The 18,878-nt window shown below is 67.0% G+C and carries 17 protein-coding genes, 1 tRNA gene and 1 pseudogene; 16 read left to right on the forward strand and 3 right to left on the reverse strand.

Features of this window, described 5'->3' with window-relative positions; all coding sequences use genetic code 11:
* The first annotated feature begins 15 nt into the window (after positions 1–15).
* From cobN to QQK95_RS15250, 5 genes are read left to right on the forward strand one after another with little or no spacing between them, the layout of a single operon-like run.
* Positions 16–3,357, forward strand: coding sequence for a cobaltochelatase subunit CobN (gene cobN / locus QQK95_RS15230; protein ID WP_284273997.1), 3,342 nt, complete (start codon positions 16–18; stop codon positions 3,355–3,357).
* A complete protein-coding gene (gene cobG / locus QQK95_RS15235; RefSeq protein WP_284273999.1) occupies positions 3,354–4,727 on the forward strand; it encodes a precorrin-3B synthase in 1,374 nt (457 codons plus the stop codon). The genes cobN and cobG overlap by 4 nt, the downstream gene beginning before the upstream one ends.
* A gap of 2 nt (positions 4,728–4,729) precedes the next feature.
* Positions 4,730–5,362, forward strand: a complete 633-nt coding sequence (locus QQK95_RS15240) for a precorrin-8X methylmutase (RefSeq protein WP_284274001.1) — start codon at positions 4,730–4,732, stop codon at positions 5,360–5,362.
* A complete protein-coding gene (locus QQK95_RS15245; RefSeq protein ID WP_284274003.1) occupies positions 5,359–6,117 on the forward strand; it encodes a precorrin-2 C(20)-methyltransferase in 759 nt (252 codons plus the stop codon). The genes QQK95_RS15240 and QQK95_RS15245 overlap by 4 nt, the downstream gene beginning before the upstream one ends.
* Entirely contained in the window at positions 6,114–6,878 is a 765-nt protein-coding gene (locus tag QQK95_RS15250; protein ID WP_284274018.1) for a precorrin-3B C(17)-methyltransferase, read from the forward strand. The genes QQK95_RS15245 and QQK95_RS15250 overlap by 4 nt, the downstream gene beginning before the upstream one ends.
* Here the strand turns inward: QQK95_RS15250 and QQK95_RS15255 are convergent.
* The gene (locus tag QQK95_RS15255; RefSeq protein WP_284274019.1) at positions 6,842–7,603 is read right to left on the reverse strand and encodes a cobalt-precorrin-6A reductase; all 762 of its coding nucleotides are present in this window, start codon (positions 7,601–7,603) and stop codon (positions 6,842–6,844) included. The genes QQK95_RS15250 and QQK95_RS15255 overlap by 37 nt on opposite strands.
* A gap of 1 nt (position 7,604) precedes the next feature.
* Here QQK95_RS15255 and cbiE point away from each other — a divergent pair, with 1 nt between their 5' ends.
* From cbiE to QQK95_RS15295, 8 genes are all read left to right on the forward strand, one after another.
* Positions 7,605–8,840, forward strand: a complete 1,236-nt coding sequence (gene cbiE / locus QQK95_RS15260; RefSeq protein ID WP_284274020.1) for a precorrin-6y C5,15-methyltransferase (decarboxylating) subunit CbiE — start codon at positions 7,605–7,607, stop codon at positions 8,838–8,840.
* Entirely contained in the window at positions 8,837–9,223 is a 387-nt protein-coding gene (locus QQK95_RS15265; protein ID WP_284274021.1) for a cobalamin biosynthesis protein, read from the forward strand. The genes cbiE and QQK95_RS15265 overlap by 4 nt, the downstream gene beginning before the upstream one ends.
* On the forward strand, positions 9,220–9,984 hold the full coding sequence (gene cobM, locus QQK95_RS15270; RefSeq protein WP_284274022.1) for a precorrin-4 C(11)-methyltransferase: 765 nt from the start codon (positions 9,220–9,222) through the stop codon (positions 9,982–9,984). Before QQK95_RS15265 ends, cobM begins: the two co-directional genes overlap by 4 nt.
* Positions 9,981–10,799 (forward strand): uroporphyrinogen-III C-methyltransferase, encoded by an 819-nt coding sequence (gene cobA / locus QQK95_RS15275; RefSeq protein WP_284274023.1) that lies wholly within the window; start codon positions 9,981–9,983, stop codon positions 10,797–10,799. The genes cobM and cobA overlap by 4 nt, the downstream gene beginning before the upstream one ends.
* A complete protein-coding gene (locus QQK95_RS15280; RefSeq protein ID WP_284274024.1) occupies positions 10,796–12,115 on the forward strand; it encodes a cobyrinate a,c-diamide synthase in 1,320 nt (439 codons plus the stop codon). The genes cobA and QQK95_RS15280 overlap by 4 nt, the downstream gene beginning before the upstream one ends.
* Positions 12,112–12,891, forward strand: a complete 780-nt coding sequence (locus QQK95_RS15285) for an adenosylcobinamide-GDP ribazoletransferase (protein WP_284274025.1) — start codon at positions 12,112–12,114, stop codon at positions 12,889–12,891. Before QQK95_RS15280 ends, QQK95_RS15285 begins: the two co-directional genes overlap by 4 nt.
* Before the next feature lie 29 nt (positions 12,892–12,920).
* Complete coding sequence (cobT, locus tag QQK95_RS15290; RefSeq protein WP_284274026.1) at positions 12,921–13,931, forward strand: nicotinate-nucleotide--dimethylbenzimidazole phosphoribosyltransferase; 1,011 nt, start codon at positions 12,921–12,923, stop codon at positions 13,929–13,931.
* Between the two features lie 93 nt (positions 13,932–14,024).
* On the forward strand, positions 14,025–14,282 hold the full coding sequence (locus tag QQK95_RS15295) for a hypothetical protein (RefSeq protein ID WP_284274027.1): 258 nt from the start codon (positions 14,025–14,027) through the stop codon (positions 14,280–14,282).
* 131 nt (positions 14,283–14,413) lie between these two features.
* Here QQK95_RS15295 and QQK95_RS15300 read toward each other — a convergent pair.
* A tRNA-Lys gene (locus QQK95_RS15300) sits at positions 14,414–14,489 on the reverse strand.
* A 106-nt stretch (positions 14,490–14,595) separates the two neighbouring features.
* Positions 14,596–15,504, reverse strand: coding sequence for a PhzF family phenazine biosynthesis protein (locus tag QQK95_RS15305; RefSeq protein WP_284274028.1), 909 nt, complete (start codon positions 15,502–15,504; stop codon positions 14,596–14,598).
* Between the two features lie 101 nt (positions 15,505–15,605).
* On the opposite strand from QQK95_RS15305, the pseudogene QQK95_RS15310 reads away from it, so the two are divergent.
* From QQK95_RS15310 to QQK95_RS15320, 3 genes and pseudogenes are all read left to right on the forward strand, one after another.
* Positions 15,606–16,899, forward strand: a pseudogene (locus QQK95_RS15310) (efflux RND transporter periplasmic adaptor subunit).
* Positions 16,900–16,903: 4 nt separating this feature from the next.
* Complete coding sequence (locus tag QQK95_RS15315) at positions 16,904–17,611, forward strand: ABC transporter ATP-binding protein (RefSeq protein ID WP_284274030.1); 708 nt, start codon at positions 16,904–16,906, stop codon at positions 17,609–17,611.
* Positions 17,612–17,613: 2 nt separating this feature from the next.
* Positions 17,614–18,831: an ABC transporter permease gene (locus QQK95_RS15320; RefSeq protein WP_284274031.1), complete on the forward strand. Its 1,218-nt coding sequence runs from the start codon at positions 17,614–17,616 to the stop codon at positions 18,829–18,831.
* The last annotated feature ends 47 nt before the right edge of the window (positions 18,832–18,878 follow it).

Raw genomic sequence — 18,878 nt, forward strand, 5'->3', positions numbered from 1 at the left:
CAGACACGGGCCGCGATGCATATCCTCACCACGACCTCCGCCTCGCTCGACGACCTCGCCGAGCCTGTCGATCTGCGGCAGACGCCGGCGGATATCGTGGCCTTGTCCTTCACCGACAGCGACCTCGCCGGACTGGCGGCAGCCTGGAAGGCGGAAGCCGCCCGCTTGCCCTCGATGCGGTTGGCCGCGCTTCGCGACCTGCGCCATCCCATGTCCGTCGATCTCTGGATCGACAGCGTCGCCCGCCACGCCAAGATTATCCTGGTGCGAATCCTGGGCGGCTACGACTGGTGGCGCTATGGCTGCGACCAGTTGGCCTCGACCGCCCGCGAGCGCGGCATCAAGCTGGCGCTGCTGCCGGGCGAAAGCCATGACGAGGATATCAGGCTGATCGAAGCCTCGACGCTGCCGCGCCAGGAATTGGACGCCCTGCTCGGCTATTTCCGCGAGGGCGGCCCGGCCAATATGGGCGCGCTCGTGCATAGGCTGGCCAGGCTGGCTGGACAGGACGCGGCCGTTGTCGAGCCCGTGGCGGTGCCGAAGGCCGGCTACTACGCGCCAGGCCGCGGCGCTGTCCCTCTCCCCCTCCAGGGCGAGGGCAAGGTCGTGCCCATTCTCTTCTACCGTTCGATGCTGCTCGCCGCCGACGTCGCGCCCATCGACGCCCTTTTCGACGCGCTGCGGCAGCGCGGCATGACGCCTGTCCCCATCTTCGTCTCCAGCCTCAAGGATCCGGCATCCCTGGCCTTCGTGGAGACAGCCCTCGCCTCGCTCAGACCCGCCGCCATCATCGCCGCGACCGCTTTCGCCTCTGGTGCCGAACCGGGCGTCGAAACCCTGTTCGACCGCGCCGGCGTGCCGGTCTTCCAGGTCATTGTCGCCACCACCCGCCGCGACGTCTGGGGGAACAACCAGCGTGGCCTGGCGCCCGCCGACCTCGCCATGCATGTCGTGCTGCCAGAGTTGGACGGCCGCATCCTCGCCGGCGCGATCTCCTTCAAGGGCGAAAGCGATGTCGATCCGGCACTTGGCCACCGCGCCTTCGCCAACCGGCCGGAACCGGATCGCGTGGCGCAGGTGGCTGATCGTGTGGCGGCCTTCGTCCGCTTACAGGAGACGTCCCGCCCCGAGCGCAAGCTGGCTATCCTGATCCCGGATTACCCAAGCGCGCCTGGCCGCACCGGTTATGCTGTCGGCCTCGACGTGCCGTCCAGCGTGCTGGCCATGCTGCATGACCTGAAGGACCAGGGCTATGCGGTTGAGGGGATTCCGCAATCGCCGCGGGCGTTGCTGGATTTGCTGGAGCGGGGCGATCAGGGGTTTGGGATGGATGAGTATCTCGCCCTTTCACGAGACCTGCCTGTCGAGGCAATGACTGCAGTTGAGGCGGCGTGGGGGAAAGCGGGTGTTCAAGCGCCGACCTCGCTGCACTTCCCCTTCCGCGCCGCGACCTTCGGCAACATCACCGTGGCGCTGGCCCCCGATCGTGGCCGCTCCGCCGATCGCCGCGCCGACTATCACGATCCGACGCTGCCGCCCCGCCACGCCCTGATCGCCTTCGGCCTGTGGCTGCGCAAATCGCTCGGCGCCCATGCGCTCATCCATGTCGGCGCGCATGGCACGCTGGAATGGCTTCCGGGCAAGACCGTTGCCCTGTCGCAGAGCTGCTTCCCCGAGATCGTCACCGGTCCCCTGCCCGTCATCTATCCCTTCATCGTCTCCAATCCGGGCGAAGCCGCACAGGCCAAGCGGCGCATCGCCGCCGTCACCCTCGGCCATCTGCCGCCGCCTCTGACCGGCGCCGGGCTGGACGAGGATCAGCACAAGCTCGAACGCCTGGTCGACGAATACGCCCAGGCCGACGGCCTCGACCGCCGCCGCCGCGACCGTCTCGCAAAACTGATCGTCGATACGGCGCAGAAGACCGGCCTCGCCGCCGAAGCTGGCGTCGCCAGGAGCGACGCGCCCGACGAGGCGCTGCGCCGCATCGATGCCTGGCTCTGCGATCTCAAGGACTTCGCCATCAAGGACGGCTTGCATATCTACGGCCGCGCGCCCGACGATGAGTCCGAAGCCATGCGCCGCCAAAGCGCCGAGGCCGAAAAGGCGGCGCTGCTTGCCGCGCTCGATGGCCGCCACGTCAGGGCCGGTCCGGCCGGCGCGCCGGCGCGTGGCCGCTCCGACGTGCTGCCCACCGGCCGCAACCTGTTCACGTCGGATCCACGCACCATGCCGACACCGACCGCCTATGATCTGGGCAAGGCGGCGGCGGAAGAAGTGGTGCGCGGCTATCTGCAATCGCATGGCGACTGGCCGCGTTCGCTGGTCATCGACCTCTGGGGCTCGGCCTCGCTGCGCACCGGCGGCGAGGAGATCGCGCAAGGCCTGGCGCTGATGGGCTGCCGGCCGCAATGGGATGCCGCCACCGGCCGCATCACCGGCATCGAGGTGCTGCCGCCGGCCATGCTCGGCCGCGCGCGCGTCGATGTCACCTGGCGCATTTCGGGCCTGTTCCGCGACATGTTCCCGACCCAGATCGCGCTGATCGACGCCGCCGCCAACGCGGTTGCCGCCCGCGACGAGGAGGATTCGGAAAACCCGCTCGCGGCCCGGACCCGAGCGGATGGCAAGATCAGCCCACGCATTTTCGGCACCTCGCCCGGCACCTATGGCGCCGGCGTCGAGGATCTTTTGTCGAGCGGCGACTGGGCGGCGCGCGAAGAGATCGGCCGCGCCTATCTCGACGCCACTTCGCACGCCTATGGCGGCGCCGGCGGCGAAGGCATTTCGGCGCCCGGCGCTTTCGAAACCCGCATCGCCGAGGCCGATCTTCTGGTCCATACCGGCGACGACCCCGGCCGCGACATTCTTGAAGGCTCCGCCGACGTCGCTTTCATCGGCGGCTTTTCGGCCGCGCTTGCGGCGCTTGGCCGGAATGCCGACGTCATCGTGCTCGATACCACCGACCCGCAAAAGCCGAAGCCACGCTCGGTCAGTGAGGCCGTGTCGAGGGTGGTGCGCGCCCGCGCCGTCAATGCGCGCTTCATATCAGGACAGATGCGGCACGGCCCACGCGGCGCCTCCGAATTCGCCGAGACGGTCGACCGGCTGGTCGGCTTCGCCGAAACCACCCATGCCATATCGGGCGCGCTGATCGAGGCCGTGCACGATGCCTATGTCGGCGATCCCGAAGTCCGCGCCTTCATCCTGCGCGAAAACCCGGCGGCGGCGAAAGTCATTGCGGAGCGTTTCCTGTCAGCGCGCCGGCGCGGCCTCTGGCATCCCTTGCGCAATTCCATCGACGACGATCTCGCTGCCCTGATTGCCGAGGCCGAGGCACTTGGAGTTGCGGCATGAACGCCTTCTCGCGCCGCGGCGCCTGTCCGGCTTTGTCGGCACCGATGCAGACCGGCGATGGACTCCTGGTGCGACTCAACCCGGCTGCCGGAGGGCTGACGCCGAAGCTTCTGATCTCGCTGGCAGAATCCGCCCTGCGGCATGGCAACGGCATCATGGAAGTGACCGCGCGCGGCAGTCTGCAGATACGTGGCCTGACAGCGGAGAGCGCAGAACTGCTGGCGGCGGAGGTCGATGCGCTGGGCATTGCGGTGCGGACTGGCGTGCCGGTCGAGACCGGTCCGTTGGCGGGCATCGATCCGAGGGAGATCGCCGATCCGCGACCGCTGGCCGAGCGGATCAGGGTGGCGATCGAGGATGCCGGGCTTACGCCAAGGCTGGGGCCGAAAGTGTCGGTGGTTGTCGACGGCGGCGGGCAACTGACGCTGGATGGGGTGACGGCCGATGTCAGGCTGAACGCGGTGCGGGATGACGAAGGCGTTCTGTGGACTGTATTTGTCGCTGGTGACGGCCAAAGCGCGAAACAGCTTGCGACGGTTGAAGACGATGCAGCGCGCGACATCACTGTCGCCGCTCTCCGAATGGTTGCCGAGAAGGGCCGCGACGCCCACGCGCGTGATTTGTCCGAGAGGCAATTGGCGTCTCTCGCCGGTTGGCTATGTTTGACAGGGTTGCGCGAAGCGCGCCCCTCTGTCCTGCCAGACATCTCCCCCGCAAGGGGGGAGAGGGGCGCTGTAGGGCGCAATCGTCGGCCAATTGGCTTCTTCAACGTAAGCCACGCTACAGCCCTCGGCATCGGCCTGCCCTACGGCAGCATGCCGGCTGATAAAATCATCGCCCTCGCCCGGCACGCCCTCACCCTCGGCACCACCGAAATCCGTCTCGCCCCGGGACGTGCCCTGCTCTTCGTTGGTCAGCCAGACGCCGTTTGCACAAGCCTCCAGGCCGCAGCCACCACCCTCGGCTTCGTCACCTCCCCCTCCGATCCGCGCACGCGCATCGCCGCCTGCCCCGGCACCCCGGCTTGCGCCTCCGGCCGGATCGCCACCCGCGACATAGCCGAGACGATCGCCGCCGAAAACGCCGACATCCTCGACTTCACCCTGCACATTTCCGGCTGCGCCAAGGGCTGCGCGCATCCCGGCCCGGCGGCGCTCACAATCGTCGGCGGCGAAAATGGAGCCGGACTTGTCGTGAACGCGACGGCAAAGGCCCTTCCTGCGGGCTACAGGCCGGGCTATGACGCCGCGCGCGGCATCGGTCGCGTCGCGGCGGCGATCCGCAGCGCACGATCTCAGGGCGAGACCGCCGCCGCTTGCCTGACAAGGCTCGGGCCGGCGGCAATCGCCGAGACTTACCAACAGGAATAAGCATGGTCGCCTACGACTATATCCACGACGGCACGGCGATCTACGAGCGCTCCTTCGCCATCATCCGCGCCGAGGCGGACCTTTCGCGCTTCTCCGAAGCCGAGGCCGATGTCGCGATCCGCATGATCCATGCCTGCGGCCAAGTCGAAGCATCGAGCCATTTCGCTTTTTCGCCAGACTTCGTCGCCGCCGCGCGCGCGGCTCTTGCCGGCGGCGCGCCGATCTTCTGCGACGCGGAAATGGTCTCCCACGGTGTCACCCGCGCTCGGCTGCCGGCCGGCAACGAGGTGATCTGCACGCTGCGCGATCCGAGAACGCATGAGATCGCCAAGGCGATCGGCAACACCCGCTCCGCCGCCGCGATCGACCTGTGGGGCGAACGCATGGCCGGCTCCGTCGTCGCCATCGGCAATGCGCCGACCGCGCTGTTCTATCTCCTGGAAAAATTGCGCGACGGCGCGCCGAAGCCGGCGGCCATCATCGGCATGCCGGTCGGCTTCGTCGGCGCGGCCGAATCGAAGGATGCGCTGGCCGAGAATTCCTATGGCGTGCCCTATGCCATCGTGCGCGGCAGGCTGGGCGGCAGCGCCATGACCGCCGCCGCGCTCAACTCCCTGGCGAGGCCCGGCCTGTGAACGCGCTTCCCAAAGGCCGCCTTGTCGGCGTCGGCACCGGTCCCGGCGATCCCGAACTGTTGACGCTGAAGGCCGCACGCGCCTTGGCCGAGGCCGATGTCGTTGCCTATTTCGCCAAGCGCGGCAACAACAGCAATGCGCGGGCCATCGTCGAGACGCGCTTCCGGCCAGACATGCTTGAATTGCCGCTGCTCTATCCCGTCACCACCGAAATCGACAAGGATCACGACGACTACCGCTCGCAGATCACCGGTTTCTACGAGGAGTCGGCCGAAAAGGTCGCCGAATACCTTCAAGCCGGCAAAATGGTTGCCGTGCTGTCCGAAGGCGATCCGCTTTTCTACGGCTCCTACATGCATCTGCATGTGCGCCTCGCCCATCGTTTCCCGACCGAGGTCATCCCGGGCGTCACCGCCATGTCCGGCTGCTGGTCGCAGACCGGTGTGCCGATCGTCCAGGGCGACGATGTGCTGACGGTTCTGCCCGGCACGATGAGCGAGTTCGAGCTTACCCGCAGGCTGGCCGACACCGACGCCGCCGTCATCATGAAGGTCGGCCGCAACCTGCCCAAGATCAGGCGGGCGCTGGAGGCCACTGGCAAGCTGGCCCGCGCCGTCTATGTCGAGCGCGGCACCATGGCCGGCAGCGTCTCGATGAAGCTCGCCGACAAACAGGACGACAAGGCGCCCTACTTCGCCATTGTGCTGGTCGCCGGCTGGTCCGGCCGGCCCGGCGCGCTGGGAGCCCAGGCATGAGCGGCCGTCTCACCGTCATCGGCCTCGGGCCTGGCAATGCCGATCAGGTCACCCCTGAGGCCCGCCGCGCCGTGGCCGAAGCGAAATTCTTCTATGGCTACAAGCCCTATCTCGACCGGCTGGACCTGCGCCCGGACCAGACCCGCGTCGCCTCCGACAATCGCGAGGAACTCGCCCGCTCCAAGGATGCCTTGGTCAAGGCCGCAGAGGGCCACGATGTCGCCGTGGTTTCCGGCGGCGATCCCGGCGTCTTCGCCATGGCGGCCGCCGTCTGCGAGGCGATCGAAGCCGGCCCGGCCGAATGGCGTGCCGTCGATATCGCCGTCGTGCCCGGCATCACCGCGATGCTTGCCGTCGCCGCCCGCATCGGCGCGCCGCTCGGCCATGATTTCTGCGCCATCTCGCTGTCCGACAATCTGAAACCATGGGAGTTGATCGAACTGCGCCTACTGGCGGCGGCGGGCGCCGGCTTCGTCATTGCGCTCTACAACCCGATCAGCAAGGCGCGCCCCTGGCAGCTCGGCCGCGCCTTCGAGTGCCTGGCGGCGATCCTGCCCGGCACCACGCCTGTGATTTTCGGCCGCGCCGCCGGCCGTCCGGACGAACGCATCGAGGTCTACCTGCTGGCCGATGTCGACGCGCAAAAGGCCGACATGGCGACCTGCATCATCATCGGCTCGCCGGAAACCCGCATCATCAAGCGCGGCGACAAACCGGCGCTGGTCTACACGCCGCGCTCGGCAGCGGGCTCGATGAAATGATCGACCATCGCGGCGAGCTCATCGACGGTTTCAGCCGAAGGCACCTCCGGCAGATCAGGCCTGCGGACCATGACCACGTCGATGCCAAGTGCTCGCGCGGCGGCAATCTTCCCGTAAGTGGCAGCGCCGCCGCTGTTCTTGGAGACGACGACGTCGATACGATGCTTTTCGAGCAGCGCGCGTTCTTCCGCCTCGCCAAACGGCCCACGAGCCAGCAGATAGCTCGCATCCGGCACGGCCAGCTTCGGCTCGACGGGATCGACGCTGCGAATGAGGTAGTGATGCCGGGGGGCTGCTTCGAAGGCAGCAACCTCTTGCCGGCCAAGCGCCAGGAAGACGCGCCGCGGCGCCGGACCAAGCGCTTGCACGGCCTCGCCTGTTGTGTCGACCAGCGTCCAGCGGTCGCCTTCGACAGGCTCCCAGCCGGGACGGCGCAAGGCAAGGATCGGCACGCCGGTCAGCCGCGCCGCTTGCGCGGCATTGGCCGAGATTCGCGCGGCATAGGGATGTGTGGCGTCGATCATCAGGTCGGTGCCGGTCTCCCTGAGATAGGCGGCCAGCCCCTCGGCGCCGCCAAAGCCGCCGCTTCGCACGGGCACGCCTTGCGCGACCGGGTTTTCCGTGCGGCCGGCCAAAGACAGCGTGACCGAGGCGCGTACCACCAGTTTGCCGGCCAGTTGCCGGGCTTCCGTGGTGCCGCCGAGGATCAGAATGCGGTGGGTCATCATGCCTGCTGAAAGTTCGCGCGGCGCCAGGCCGAAATGGCTGACGGTGATCGGCATCGGCGAGGACGGTTTAGCGGGTCTCGGCGACGAGGCCAAGCAGCGGATTGCCAAGGCCGAGATCATCTTCGGCGGCAAGCGCCATCTGGCGCTGGTCGCGTCCTTCGCCAAGGGCGAGCCGCGTCCCTGGCCAGTGCCTTTCGATGCCGGGATGGCCGACGTGCTGGCGCTTGCCGGCAGAAACGTCTGTGTGCTCGCCTCCGGCGATCCCTTCTTCCACGGGGTGGGCGCCACCCTCGCCCGCAAGGTCAAGCCGCGGGAAATGCATGTCATTCCCGCGCCGTCGGCGGTTTCGCTGGCGGCCGCCCGCCTTGGCTGGGCGCTGCAGGATATCGAGACCGTCTCGTTGCATGGCCGGCCGCTCGACCTGATCCGACCCTTACTGCAGCCCAATGCGCGCATCCTGGTGCTGACGTCGGATGCAGAAGCGCCGGATGCAATTGCCCGCCTGCTCACCGAACTCGATTTCGGTGCATCGCGACTGACGGTCCTGGAGGCATTGGGTGGGCCAAAGGAGAGCCAGCGCACTGCACGCGCGGATGCCTTCGACCTCGAAAACATCAATCCGCTCAATGTGCTGGCCATCGAAATTGATTCGAATCCGCAAGCCCGCGTCCTGCCGCTCACGGTTGGCCTCGCCGACCATCTGTTCGACCATGACGGCCAGATCACCAAACGCGAAATCCGCGCCATCACCCTGTCGTCTCTGGCGCCGAGGCGCGGCGAATTGCTGTGGGATATCGGCGCCGGCTCCGGCTCCATCGGCATCGAATGGATGCTGGCGCACCCCTTGATGCGCACGATCGCCATCGAAGCCGATCCGACCCGCGCCGCCCGCATCCATCGCAACGCCGCCGCCTGTGGTGTTCCCGGCCTTGTCGTGGTGGAAGGCAGCGCGCCCAAGGCGCTTGCCAAACTGGACACGCCGGACGCGATCTTCATCGGCGGTGGCGGCAGCGATACCGGTGTGCTGAGCGCTGCCACCAAGGCGCTGCGCCCTGGCGGCCGGCTCGTCGCCAACGCCGTCACGCTGGAGATGGAAGCCTTGCTACTCGCGCAGCACACAAAGCTTGGTGGTGATCTCACCCGGATAGCCATTTCTCGCGCCTCGCCGGTCGGCTCGATGCAGGCCTGGCGGCCGGCCATGCCGGTCACCCAATGGAGCTGGGTGAAGCCATGATGGTCGCGGGAATCGGCAGCCGAAAAGGCGTGAGCGTCGAAGATGTGCTTGCCGCGATTGAAACCGCTCTCGAAACGCATGGTCTGGCCATGACGGCGATTTCCGCACTGGCAACTGCCACACTGAAGAAGGATGAAGCAGCGATTGCTGCAGCCGGAGGCGCGTTGAATCTCCCGGTCATCATCGTCGATGACGCGGCCCTTCGGGATGTCTCAAGGGAAACGCTGAGCCATTCCAGCCTTTCGCAAGAAGTCGCCGGCACGCCCTCGGTTTCCGAAGCATCCGCCCTTGCCGTGGCAGGCGCCGGCGCAAAATTGCTTGGCCCCCGCATCGTGCTTGGCCCGGTCACCTGCGCCATCGCCATCAGCGGAGACGCGCCATGACCGTTCATTTCATCGGCGCCGGTCCGGGCGCCGCCGACCTCATCACGCTGCGCGGCGCCAGGCTCCTGGCAAGCTGCCCGGTCTGCCTGCATGCCGGGTCGATCGTCGCGCCCGAATTGCTGCAGCATTGCGCGCCGGGAACAAAACTGATCGACACCGCGCCAATGTCGCTCGACGAGATCGAGGCGGCCTATGTCGAGGCCCACAAGGCAGGCCATGATGTCGCCCGCTTGCATTCCGGCGACCTGTCGGTGTGGAGCGCCGTTGCCGAACAGATCCGCCGGCTGGAAAAGCAAGGCATCCCCTACACGCTGACACCGGGCGTCCCGTCCTTCGCTGCAGCCGCCGCAGCACTTCGCCGCGAACTGACGATCCCCGAAGTCGCACAGAGCCTGGTGCTGACCCGCGTCTCCGGACGTGCCTCGAAAATGCCGCCCGGTGAGACGCTGGCCGGCTTCGGCCGCACCGGCGCCACGCTCGCCATTCATCTTGCCATTCACGCCATCGACCGCGTCGTCGCCGAATTGACGCCGCATTATGGCGGCGATTGTCCGGTGGCGATCGTCTTCCGCGCCTCCTGGCCGGATGAACGGGTGTTGACGGGAACGCTGGAAACGATCGAGGCACAGCTGGCCGCCGATCCGATGGAGCGCACTGCGATCATCTTCGTCGGCCGTTCGTTGGCGGCGGAAGATTTTGGCGAGAGTTCATTGTACGACGCCCACTACCAGCGGCGTTTTCGCGGACGGGACGGATTGTGAGCGGCAACACCAAAAACACCGGCGGCAACGCCACGCTCGAACAGGCGCTCGCCCGGCTGAACTTCAGGCCGCGCCCGCTGGAGCCGGGCCATGTCTGGCTGGCCGGCGCCGGCCCCGGCGACCCCGGCTGCCTGACGCTGGAAGTGCTGGCGGCCTTGGCCGAGGCGGATGCGCTGGTCTACGACGCGCTGGTCTCGCCTGATGTCGTCGCCGTTGCCGCGAACGCCGAACTGTTCTTTGCCGGCAAGCGCGGCGGCCAGCCATCGATGAAGCAGGACGACATCACCGCTCTGCTGGTCCGACTGGCGCGCGAAGGCCGCCGCGTCGTCAGGCTCAAGGGCGGCGATCCCTATATTTTCGGCCGTGGCGGCGAAGAAGCCTTGGCGCTCGCACGCGAAACCATTCCATTCCGCGTCCTGCCGGGCCTGACATCCGGCCTCAGCGCGCTCGCCGCCACCGGCATCCCGGCCACCATGCGCGGCATCAACAAGGCGGTGATCCTGGCGACCGGCCACGCCGCCGGCACCGATGACGACATCGACTGGGCGGCAATCGCCCGCACCGGCCAGCCGGTCGTCGTCTATATGGGCATGGCCAATCTACCGCTGATCGCGGCCGCTTTGCTCGATGGCGGGCTGGCGCCGTCGACGCCGGCGGCCGTGATCGTCGCCGCCACCACGCCGCAGGAGCGGACCGTCGTCGCCACGCTCGCAACCATTGCCGAGGAAGCGGCAGCCGCAGGCCTTGCCTCGCCGGCGCTGATCGTCGTCGGTGGCATCGTCGCCATGCGCGCGGCCTTGACGGGGCAGGCATGACCGCCCGCGCCATCATCATCGGCGCGCCGCGCTCCGGCTCGGGCAAGACCAGCGTCACCATCGGCATCCTGCGCGCGCTCACCCGGCGCGGCCTGAAGGTGCGCGGCGCCAAATCGGGTCCCGACTATATCGACCCCGGTTTCCACACCGCCGCGACCGGCCTGTCCGGCGTCAATCTCGACAGCTGGGCAATGCCGCCATCGCTGCTCAATGCGCTGGCCGCGCAACAGGCCGACGACACCGATTTCGTCATCCTCGAAAGCGCCATGGGCCTGTTCGACGGCATTCCCGCGGCGCCGGGGCGCACCGGCTCGGCCGCCGATCTCGCCCGTCTCTACGGCCTGCCGGTGCTGCTGGTGCTCGACGTGTCGGGCCAGTCGACCACGGCGGCGGCCGTCGCCAAGGGGTTTGCCACCTACGATCCCGATGTGCGCATGGCCGGCGTCGTGCTCAACCGGCTGGGCAGCGAGCGTCATCGCAAGCTGTCCGGCGATGCGATCGAGGCGATCGGCCTGCCCGTGGTCGGCGCCATCTTGCGCGACCCCACGCTCAATCTGCCCGAGCGCCACCTCGGCCTTGTCCAGGCCGGCGAGTATGATGATCTGATGGCGCATCTCGACCGGCTTGCCGACATGGCGGAGAAATCGCTCGACCTCGATGCCGTGATGAGGTTGGCGACGCCCCTTGCTCCGGAGGCCGGCGGCTTTGGCGATGCGTTGCAGCCGCCCGGTCAACACATCGCGCTGGCCGAGGATGCCGCCTTCACCTTCCTCTATCCGCATGTCGCCGCCTGTTGGCGCAAGGCCGGCGCGGAGATCGTTCCGTTCTCGCCGCTCGCCGACGAAGCACCCGACGAGAGCTGCGATGTCTGCTGGCTGCCCGGCGGCTATCCCGAGCTTCACGCCGGCAAGCTTGCCGCTGCCGACACCTTCAAAGCCGGCATGGCAAGATTTGCGGCGACGAAGCCGATCCATGGCGAGTGCGGCGGCTTCATGGTGCTTGGCGAAGCGCTGGAGGATGCATCAGGCGAAACACATCGCATGCTTGGCCTGCTCGGCCACGCCACCAGCTTCGCCAAACGGAAAATGAATCTCGGCTATCGCGAGGCGCGGCTGCGCGCCGATTGCCCGCTCGGCATGCAGGGCGCGCTGATCCGCGGCCATGAATTCCACTATGCGCAGATGACGGCCACCGGCAATGACGAGCCGCTGGCCGACCTCGCCGACGGCCAGGGCAATCCGATCGGCGCTTCCGGCTATCGGCGCGGCCATGTCAGCGGTACCTTCTTCCACGCGATAGCGAAGGCCGGCGCATGAAGCTTCCGAATTTGACCCTTTCGCCGCGGCAAATCCTCGATGACGTCGCGCTTTGCCTGGTCTTCTTCACCCGCCTGCCCTTGCCCGACCTCGACTTTCGCGGCCGCGGCCTCGCCGCCGCGATCTGGGCGGCACCGGTCGCCGGCGTCGTCGTCGGCCTGATCGGCGCCATTGTCTTTGCCACGGCGGAACGATTCGGCCTTGCCATGGGGCCGGCGGCGGCACTTGCCCTTGTTGCAACCGTGATCACCACCGGCTGCCTGCACGAGGATGGACTGTCCGACGTCGCGGACGGCTTTGGCGGCGGCAAATCGCGCGGCCGCAAACTCGACATCATGCGCGACAGCCGCATCGGCGCCTATGGCGCCATGGCGCTGGCCCTGTCGCTGCTGATCCGCTGGAACGTGCTTTCGGAGCTGGTGGATCCCACTCAGGCTCTCTTTGCCCTTGTTGCCGCGCATGCGGCCTCGCGCGGCGTGCTGGGCGCCTTCATGCACCTCTTGCCGCCGGCGCGCTCCGACGGACTCTCGGCCGGTGCCGGTACCGTCTCGCTTGAAACGGCGATCGCCGGCGCCGTGCTTGGCGCGATCCCGCTTCTCCTGCTTGGGGTCGGCGGCGCCATCGCGGCGCTGATCCTGCTCGGCCTGTTCTTTGCCGCCTTCCATGCCCTTTGCCTCAGCCAGATCGGTGGCCAGACCGGCGACACGATCGGCGCCCTGCAGCAGGTCAGCGAAATCGCGGTGCTTCTCGTCGCGTCCGTAGCGCTTTCCTCTTGACCTGATTCCCTTCCGGAGACCTTGCCCCCATGCCCTTCAAATCCCTCGATGAATTGCGCGCAGCCTGCCTCGACCTGCCCGCCGGCAGCGATACCGCCGCGAAGGCCGTTTCCAGCCGCCAGGACACGCTCACCAAGCCGCAAGGCAGCCTCGGCCGGCTGGAAACCATCGCCGCCTGGCTGGCGTGCTGGCAGGGCCGCGACATGCCCAGGCTGGATAGGGTGAAAGTCTTCGTCTTCGCCGGCAATCACGGCGTCACCGCCCAGGGCGTGTCGGCCTATCCCTCCGAAGTCACCGTGCAGATGGTGGCGAACTTCGCCGGCGGCGGCGCGGCCATCAACCAGCTCGCCCGCATCGCCGGCGCCGAACTCGATGTCATCCCGCTCGATCTCGACCATCCGACCGGCGACTTCACGCAAGTGCCGGCAATGGATGAGAAAGCCTTCCTTGCTGCCGTTTCAGCCGGCTATGACGCGGTGACGAAAGACCTCGATCTGGTCTGCTTCGGCGAAATGGGCATCGGCAACACCACGCCGGCGGCCGCCATTTCGGCGGCGCTGTTCGGCGGCGGCGCGGAAAAATGGACCGGACGAGGCACCGGCGTCGACGATGCCGGCCTGAAGCGCAAGGTGGTCGCCATCGAAGCCGGCCTCAAGCGCCACGCCGCCGCCCTTGCCGACCCGCTGGGCGTTGCCGCTTCACTTGGCGGCCGTGAACTCGCCGCCATCTTCGGCGCCACGCTGGCCGCCCGCCATCTCGGCATACCCGTGCTGCTCGACGGCTTCGTCTGCACCGCCGCCGCCGCCCCGCTGGCCAGGTTGCATCCGACCGGCCTCGCTCACACCATTGCCGCTCATGTCTCTGCTGAATCGGGCCATCGCGGCCTGCTCGAAGCGCTCGGCCTGCCGCCGCTGCTCGATCTCGGCATGCGGCTCGGCGAAGGGTCCGGCGCCTGCCTGGCCGTCAACATCGTCCGCTCGGCATTGGAGTGCCACGCAAGGATGGCTAGCTTTGCCGAGGCGGGGGTATCGGAGAAGTAGTTCCAGACTCCGCCGGTTCGGTCGACCAAGCCGCTCTCGCCATGGCAGGAGCGGCATCTTCCGGTTGCGGCGATTCTCGAATAGATCTGGCGGATGAAAAAGCTTCATCCCGCAGCCGCTGCCGTGGCTATTGCCGTAGTGCTTGCACTTGTGCTTTGGCGCAGTGGATACTCCAGCTACGGCCCGATCGACACAGCGATTTTCGTTGTCTTCCTGGTTTTCTTCTGGTGGTTGATCAGCGATTTTTCAGGCGGCAAAGGCGAAACTGACGCTAATGAAGCTAAAGGCGTAGAAAAGAACATTGCTTTTCGATTCGGCAGATTTCTAAGCCGCGTTTTTGGACGCGGTTAGATCGTCATGAGCGCCAAATGGCGGTGCTGCCAAATAGCGGTGCTGGTTGACAACCGCAGCCAAGCACTTCGCCAAAGACGCGCCAGACGCATCTCGCTTTCAGGGTCTTTCCACCAAGTCTTCTAGGAATTTGGTGGGTGCGCACAGGATTGAACTGTGGACCCGCTGATTAAGAGTCAGCTGCTCTACCAACTGAGCTACGCACCCACTCGGCCGGCAAAAACCGGCGTTGGCGGGCATATAGCCGCCACCATCGGTCATGTCTAGCCCTGCCGGAATCATTTCCCGACAAATCGACAAACCCTTTCCGCGATCAGACGAAAAGCTTCCCTTCCGCCACCTTGACCGCGTGGCCGCCAATGCGTGCCGAGGCCAGTTTTCCGCCTTGCACGGTCAGTTCCAGGCGGATGCGCGACGGCCGGCCCATTTCCAGCCCCTGCTCGATCCAAAGCTGCGAAATGCCATCCGTCGGAGCATCGAAATGCATGATGGCGCCGGCAAAGGCCGCCGCCGCCGAACCGGTTGCCGGATCTTCATAGGACGGCGTGCCCGGCACGATCATGCGGACATGGAAGGCGCTTTCGTGGTTCACCGTCTCGCGGCAATAGACGTACGGGCTGGCGAAGGCCCATTCGCTCTTGCGCGGCGCCAGCTCCGACCATGCCTGGTTGTCCAGCCGGATGCGGCCCGCCGCTTCGAGATTGGCGACCGGGATCGTCACATAGGGCACGCCCGCCGACCAGAAGGCGACGCGGTGATTCTCGAAGCCGATCTCATGCGGCGCAAGGCCGAGGGCGGCACCGATCGCCTGCGGATCGGCCTCCAGCTTCAACGGCTCCGGCAATTTCGCCAGGTCGAACTCGGCGAAGGTAGCGCCATCATGCGTGCTGACGGCGCAGCGCACCGGGCCGATGTTTTCCTCCAGCACGAAGATGCCGGCTCCGCCCTCGCCGGCCATTTCGGCAAGCGCGATTGCCGAACCCACCGTCGGATGGCCGGCGAACGGCATTTCATAATCCGGAGTGAAGATGCGGATGCGGTTTTTATGCTTGGGATTATCCGGCGGCAGCACAAAGACCGTCTCGGACAGGTTGAATTCGCGGGCGATGGCCTGCATCGCTACCGTGTCCAGACCTTTGCAATCCAACACCACGGCCAGCGGGTTACCGGCCAGTCGCTCGGTCGTAAACACATCGTAAAGCAAGTAATTCCGGGTTTGCATTCCTGCCTCAATCCCAACATGGGCGAAATTTAATTTGATATTTGAACCGGCAACCCTGATCTGTGCACAGACAGGGACATTACGCATCATAGGGGTCCGACGTGGACCAGATTGTCAATCTGCCAAAGACGGAATCGGATTCCGCCATCGAGACGGCGCTCGGGCTCGATAAGAACGGGCGGAGCAAGACGCGCCGGCGTGGCTGGCTCTATGCGTTGCTGACCCTGATCGTGCTTGCCGCCGGTCTTGGCCTCTATCAGTGGTATGCCGGTACGCCCGCCAAGGTTGATTACACCACGGTCCCGGCCGCCAAGGCCGATCTCACCGTCCAGGTCTCGGCGACGGGCACGCTGCAGCCGCTCACCCAGGTCGATATCTCCAGCCAGCTCTCCGGCGTCATCCGCTCGGTCTCGGTCAATGAGAACCAGCAGGTGAAGAAGGGGCGACGTGCTGGCGGCCCTCGACACCACCAAGCTGCAGGTACAGATCGAGCGCGCCAAGGCTTCCGCCAAGGGCGCGGCGGCCAATGTCGAGGACGCCACGGTGACGCTCGCCGAGAACGAGAGCGCGCTGGTGCGCGCCGCCGCCCTGACCAAGCGCGGAATGGCGACCGACCAGTCGCTCGAGGCGGCGACCGCGACACGCGACCGTTCAAAGGCAGCGCTGGACAGCGCCGAGGCCAATCTTGCCATCGCCAATGCCGACCTGAAATCGCAGCAGACCGACCTTGCCAACAGCACCATCTACGCGCCGATCGACGGCATCGTGCTGACGCGCTCGGTCGACCCCGGCCAAACGGTCGCCTCCTCGTTGCAGGCGCCCGTGCTGTTCATCATCGCCGCTGATCTGAGGAACATGGAGCTGGTGGCGGCGGTCGACGAGGCCGACATCGGCGCCGTCAAGCCAGGCCAGCATGCGCGCTTCACCGTCGACGCCTTCCCCGACCGGCCGTTCGACGCCGAGATCCGCGACATCTCCTATGCCTCGCTCACGACGGACGGCGTCGTCACCTACAATGCGCGGCTCGAGGTCGACAACAACGAGCTGTTGCTGCGGCCCGGCATGACCGCCACCGTCTCGGTCGTCACAAGGCAGGCCAAGGATGTGCTCACCGTGCCTGCCAGCGCCTTCCGCTATCGCCCGACGCAGCAGGCGGCCCGCGCGTGGAGCTTCAGCGACCTGTTCACCGGCCGCATGGGCCGTCCGGGCGGCAACCGCCAGCGCCAGGCCGCAACGGCCCCCACCGACGGCTCGCGCACGCTCTATGTGCTGGAGAACGGCCGGCCGCACGCGGTCAACGTCAAGATCGGCTCGACCGATGGCGAACTGACCGAAATCACATCCGGCCTGGAGGAAGGCGCGCAGGTCATCACCGCCTCGCAGCAGCGGAGCTGATTCCGTGGCCGCCGGCGCACCCCTCATCACCTTCGACAAGGTCTGGAAGAGCTATGGCCACGGCGAGGCCCGCGTGCACGCGCTGGCTGGCGTCGACCTCGCCATCCGGCGTGGCGAGTTCGTCGCCATCATGGGGCCGTCCGGCTCCGGCAAATCGACGGCGATGAACATCATCGGCTGCCTCGACACGCCGACGGCCGGAACCTACTCCTTCATGGGCGTCGACGCCGGACGGCTCGACCGCAACCGCCGCGCCATGCTGCGCAACCTCTATGTCGGCTTCGTCTTCCAGGGCTACAATCTGCTGGCGCGTACCACGGCGGCGGAAAATGTCGAACTGCCGCTGATCTATCGCGGCGTGGCCAGCCGCGAGCGCCGCGACCTTGCCATGCAGGCGCTCGCCCAGGTCGGCCTTGTCGGCCGCGAGCATCACACGCCGGCCGAACTCTCCGGCGGCCAGCAGCAGCGCGTGGCGATCGCGCGCGCCATCGTCACCCGGCCGACGCTGCTCGTCGCCGACGAGCCGACCGGCAATCTCGACACCGCCCGCACGCACGAGATCATGGAGTTGCTTACGAAGCTCAACAAGGAGCTCGGCCTGACCGTCACCATGGTCACCCACGAGGCCGACGTCGCCGACTATGCCGAGCGCACCATCCGCTTCCTCGACGGCCATGTCGCCTCCGATACCGTGAATGTCGAGGTGGCCTGACCATGATCTGGGAAACCGTCCGCCTCTCGCTGCGCTCGATACGCCGCAACGTGCTGCGTTCGTTCCTGACGCTGCTCGGCATCGTCATCGGCGTCGCCGCTGTCATCGCCATGCTCACCATCGGCTCCGGCACCACGCAGAAGGTCAAGGCCGACATCTCCAAGCTCGGCAGCAACCTGCTGGTCGTCCGCGCCGGTCGCCCGGCCGGTCCTGGCGGTCCGGGCGGGCTTGACCAGGTAGTGCGGCCGCTGGCCGAGAAGGACCTCGCTGCGTTGGTCGCGCACCTCACCGGCGCGCGCGCCATCTCGCCGGCATCGCAAAAGCAGGTCCGCGTCATCTTCGGCACCGAGAGTCTGACCTCGGGCGTCACCGGCACCGACAGCGCCTATCTCGATGCGCGCGACTGGAAGCTGGTGTCGGGCCGGCCGTTCAGCGATTCCGAAACCCGCTCGGGCACCGGCGTCTGCCTGATCGGCGAGACGGTGCGCCAGCAATTCTTCGGCGCTGGCGATCCCGAAGGCGAGATCATCCGCGTCAACCGCACCTCCTGCAAGATCATCGGCCTGCTCGAACCCAAGGGCTACACCGGCTTCGGCCAGGACCAGGACAATGTCGTCCTGATGCCGCTGCACGCCTATCAGCGCCGCATCGCCGGCAACCGTGACATCGACAACATCTACATCGCCGCCGACGACCGCACGCCGACCAGCGAGTTGCAGCCCCGCGTCGAGGATATTTTGCGCGATGCGCGCCGCATCACGCCCGACCGCGAGAGCGATTTCGGCATCCGCGACATGACGCAGATCGCCGACGCCATGGCCAGCGCCACCACCACCATGACCGGCATGCTGGGCGCCGTCGCCGGCGTCAGCCTTCTGGTCGGCGGCATCGGCATCATGAACATCATGCTGGTCTCGGTCACCGAGCGCACGCGCGAGATCGGCATCCGGCTCGCCATAGGCGCGCATGAAAAGCACATCCTCATCCAGTTCCTGGTCGAGGCGACGGTGCTGTCGCTGCTCGGCGGCATCATCGGCATCCTGATCGGCCTGGCGCTCGCCGGCCTCGCCTCGGTGACGCTGACCATCCCCTTCGCGCCGAGCCCGGCGGTCATCCTGCTGGCCGTCGGCTTCTCGGCGCTGATCGGCATGGTGTTCGGCTTCTTCCCGGCGCTGCGCGGCGCCAGGCTCGACCCGATCGACGCGCTGCGGCACGAGTAAAAGACCTGGCCGGCTCCGCCATGGATCGACGGCTATCCCCAGCCTTG

The sequence above is a fragment of the Mesorhizobium huakuii genome (assembly GCF_030160235.1).
Taxonomy (GTDB): domain Bacteria; phylum Pseudomonadota; class Alphaproteobacteria; order Rhizobiales; family Rhizobiaceae; genus Mesorhizobium; species Mesorhizobium huakuii.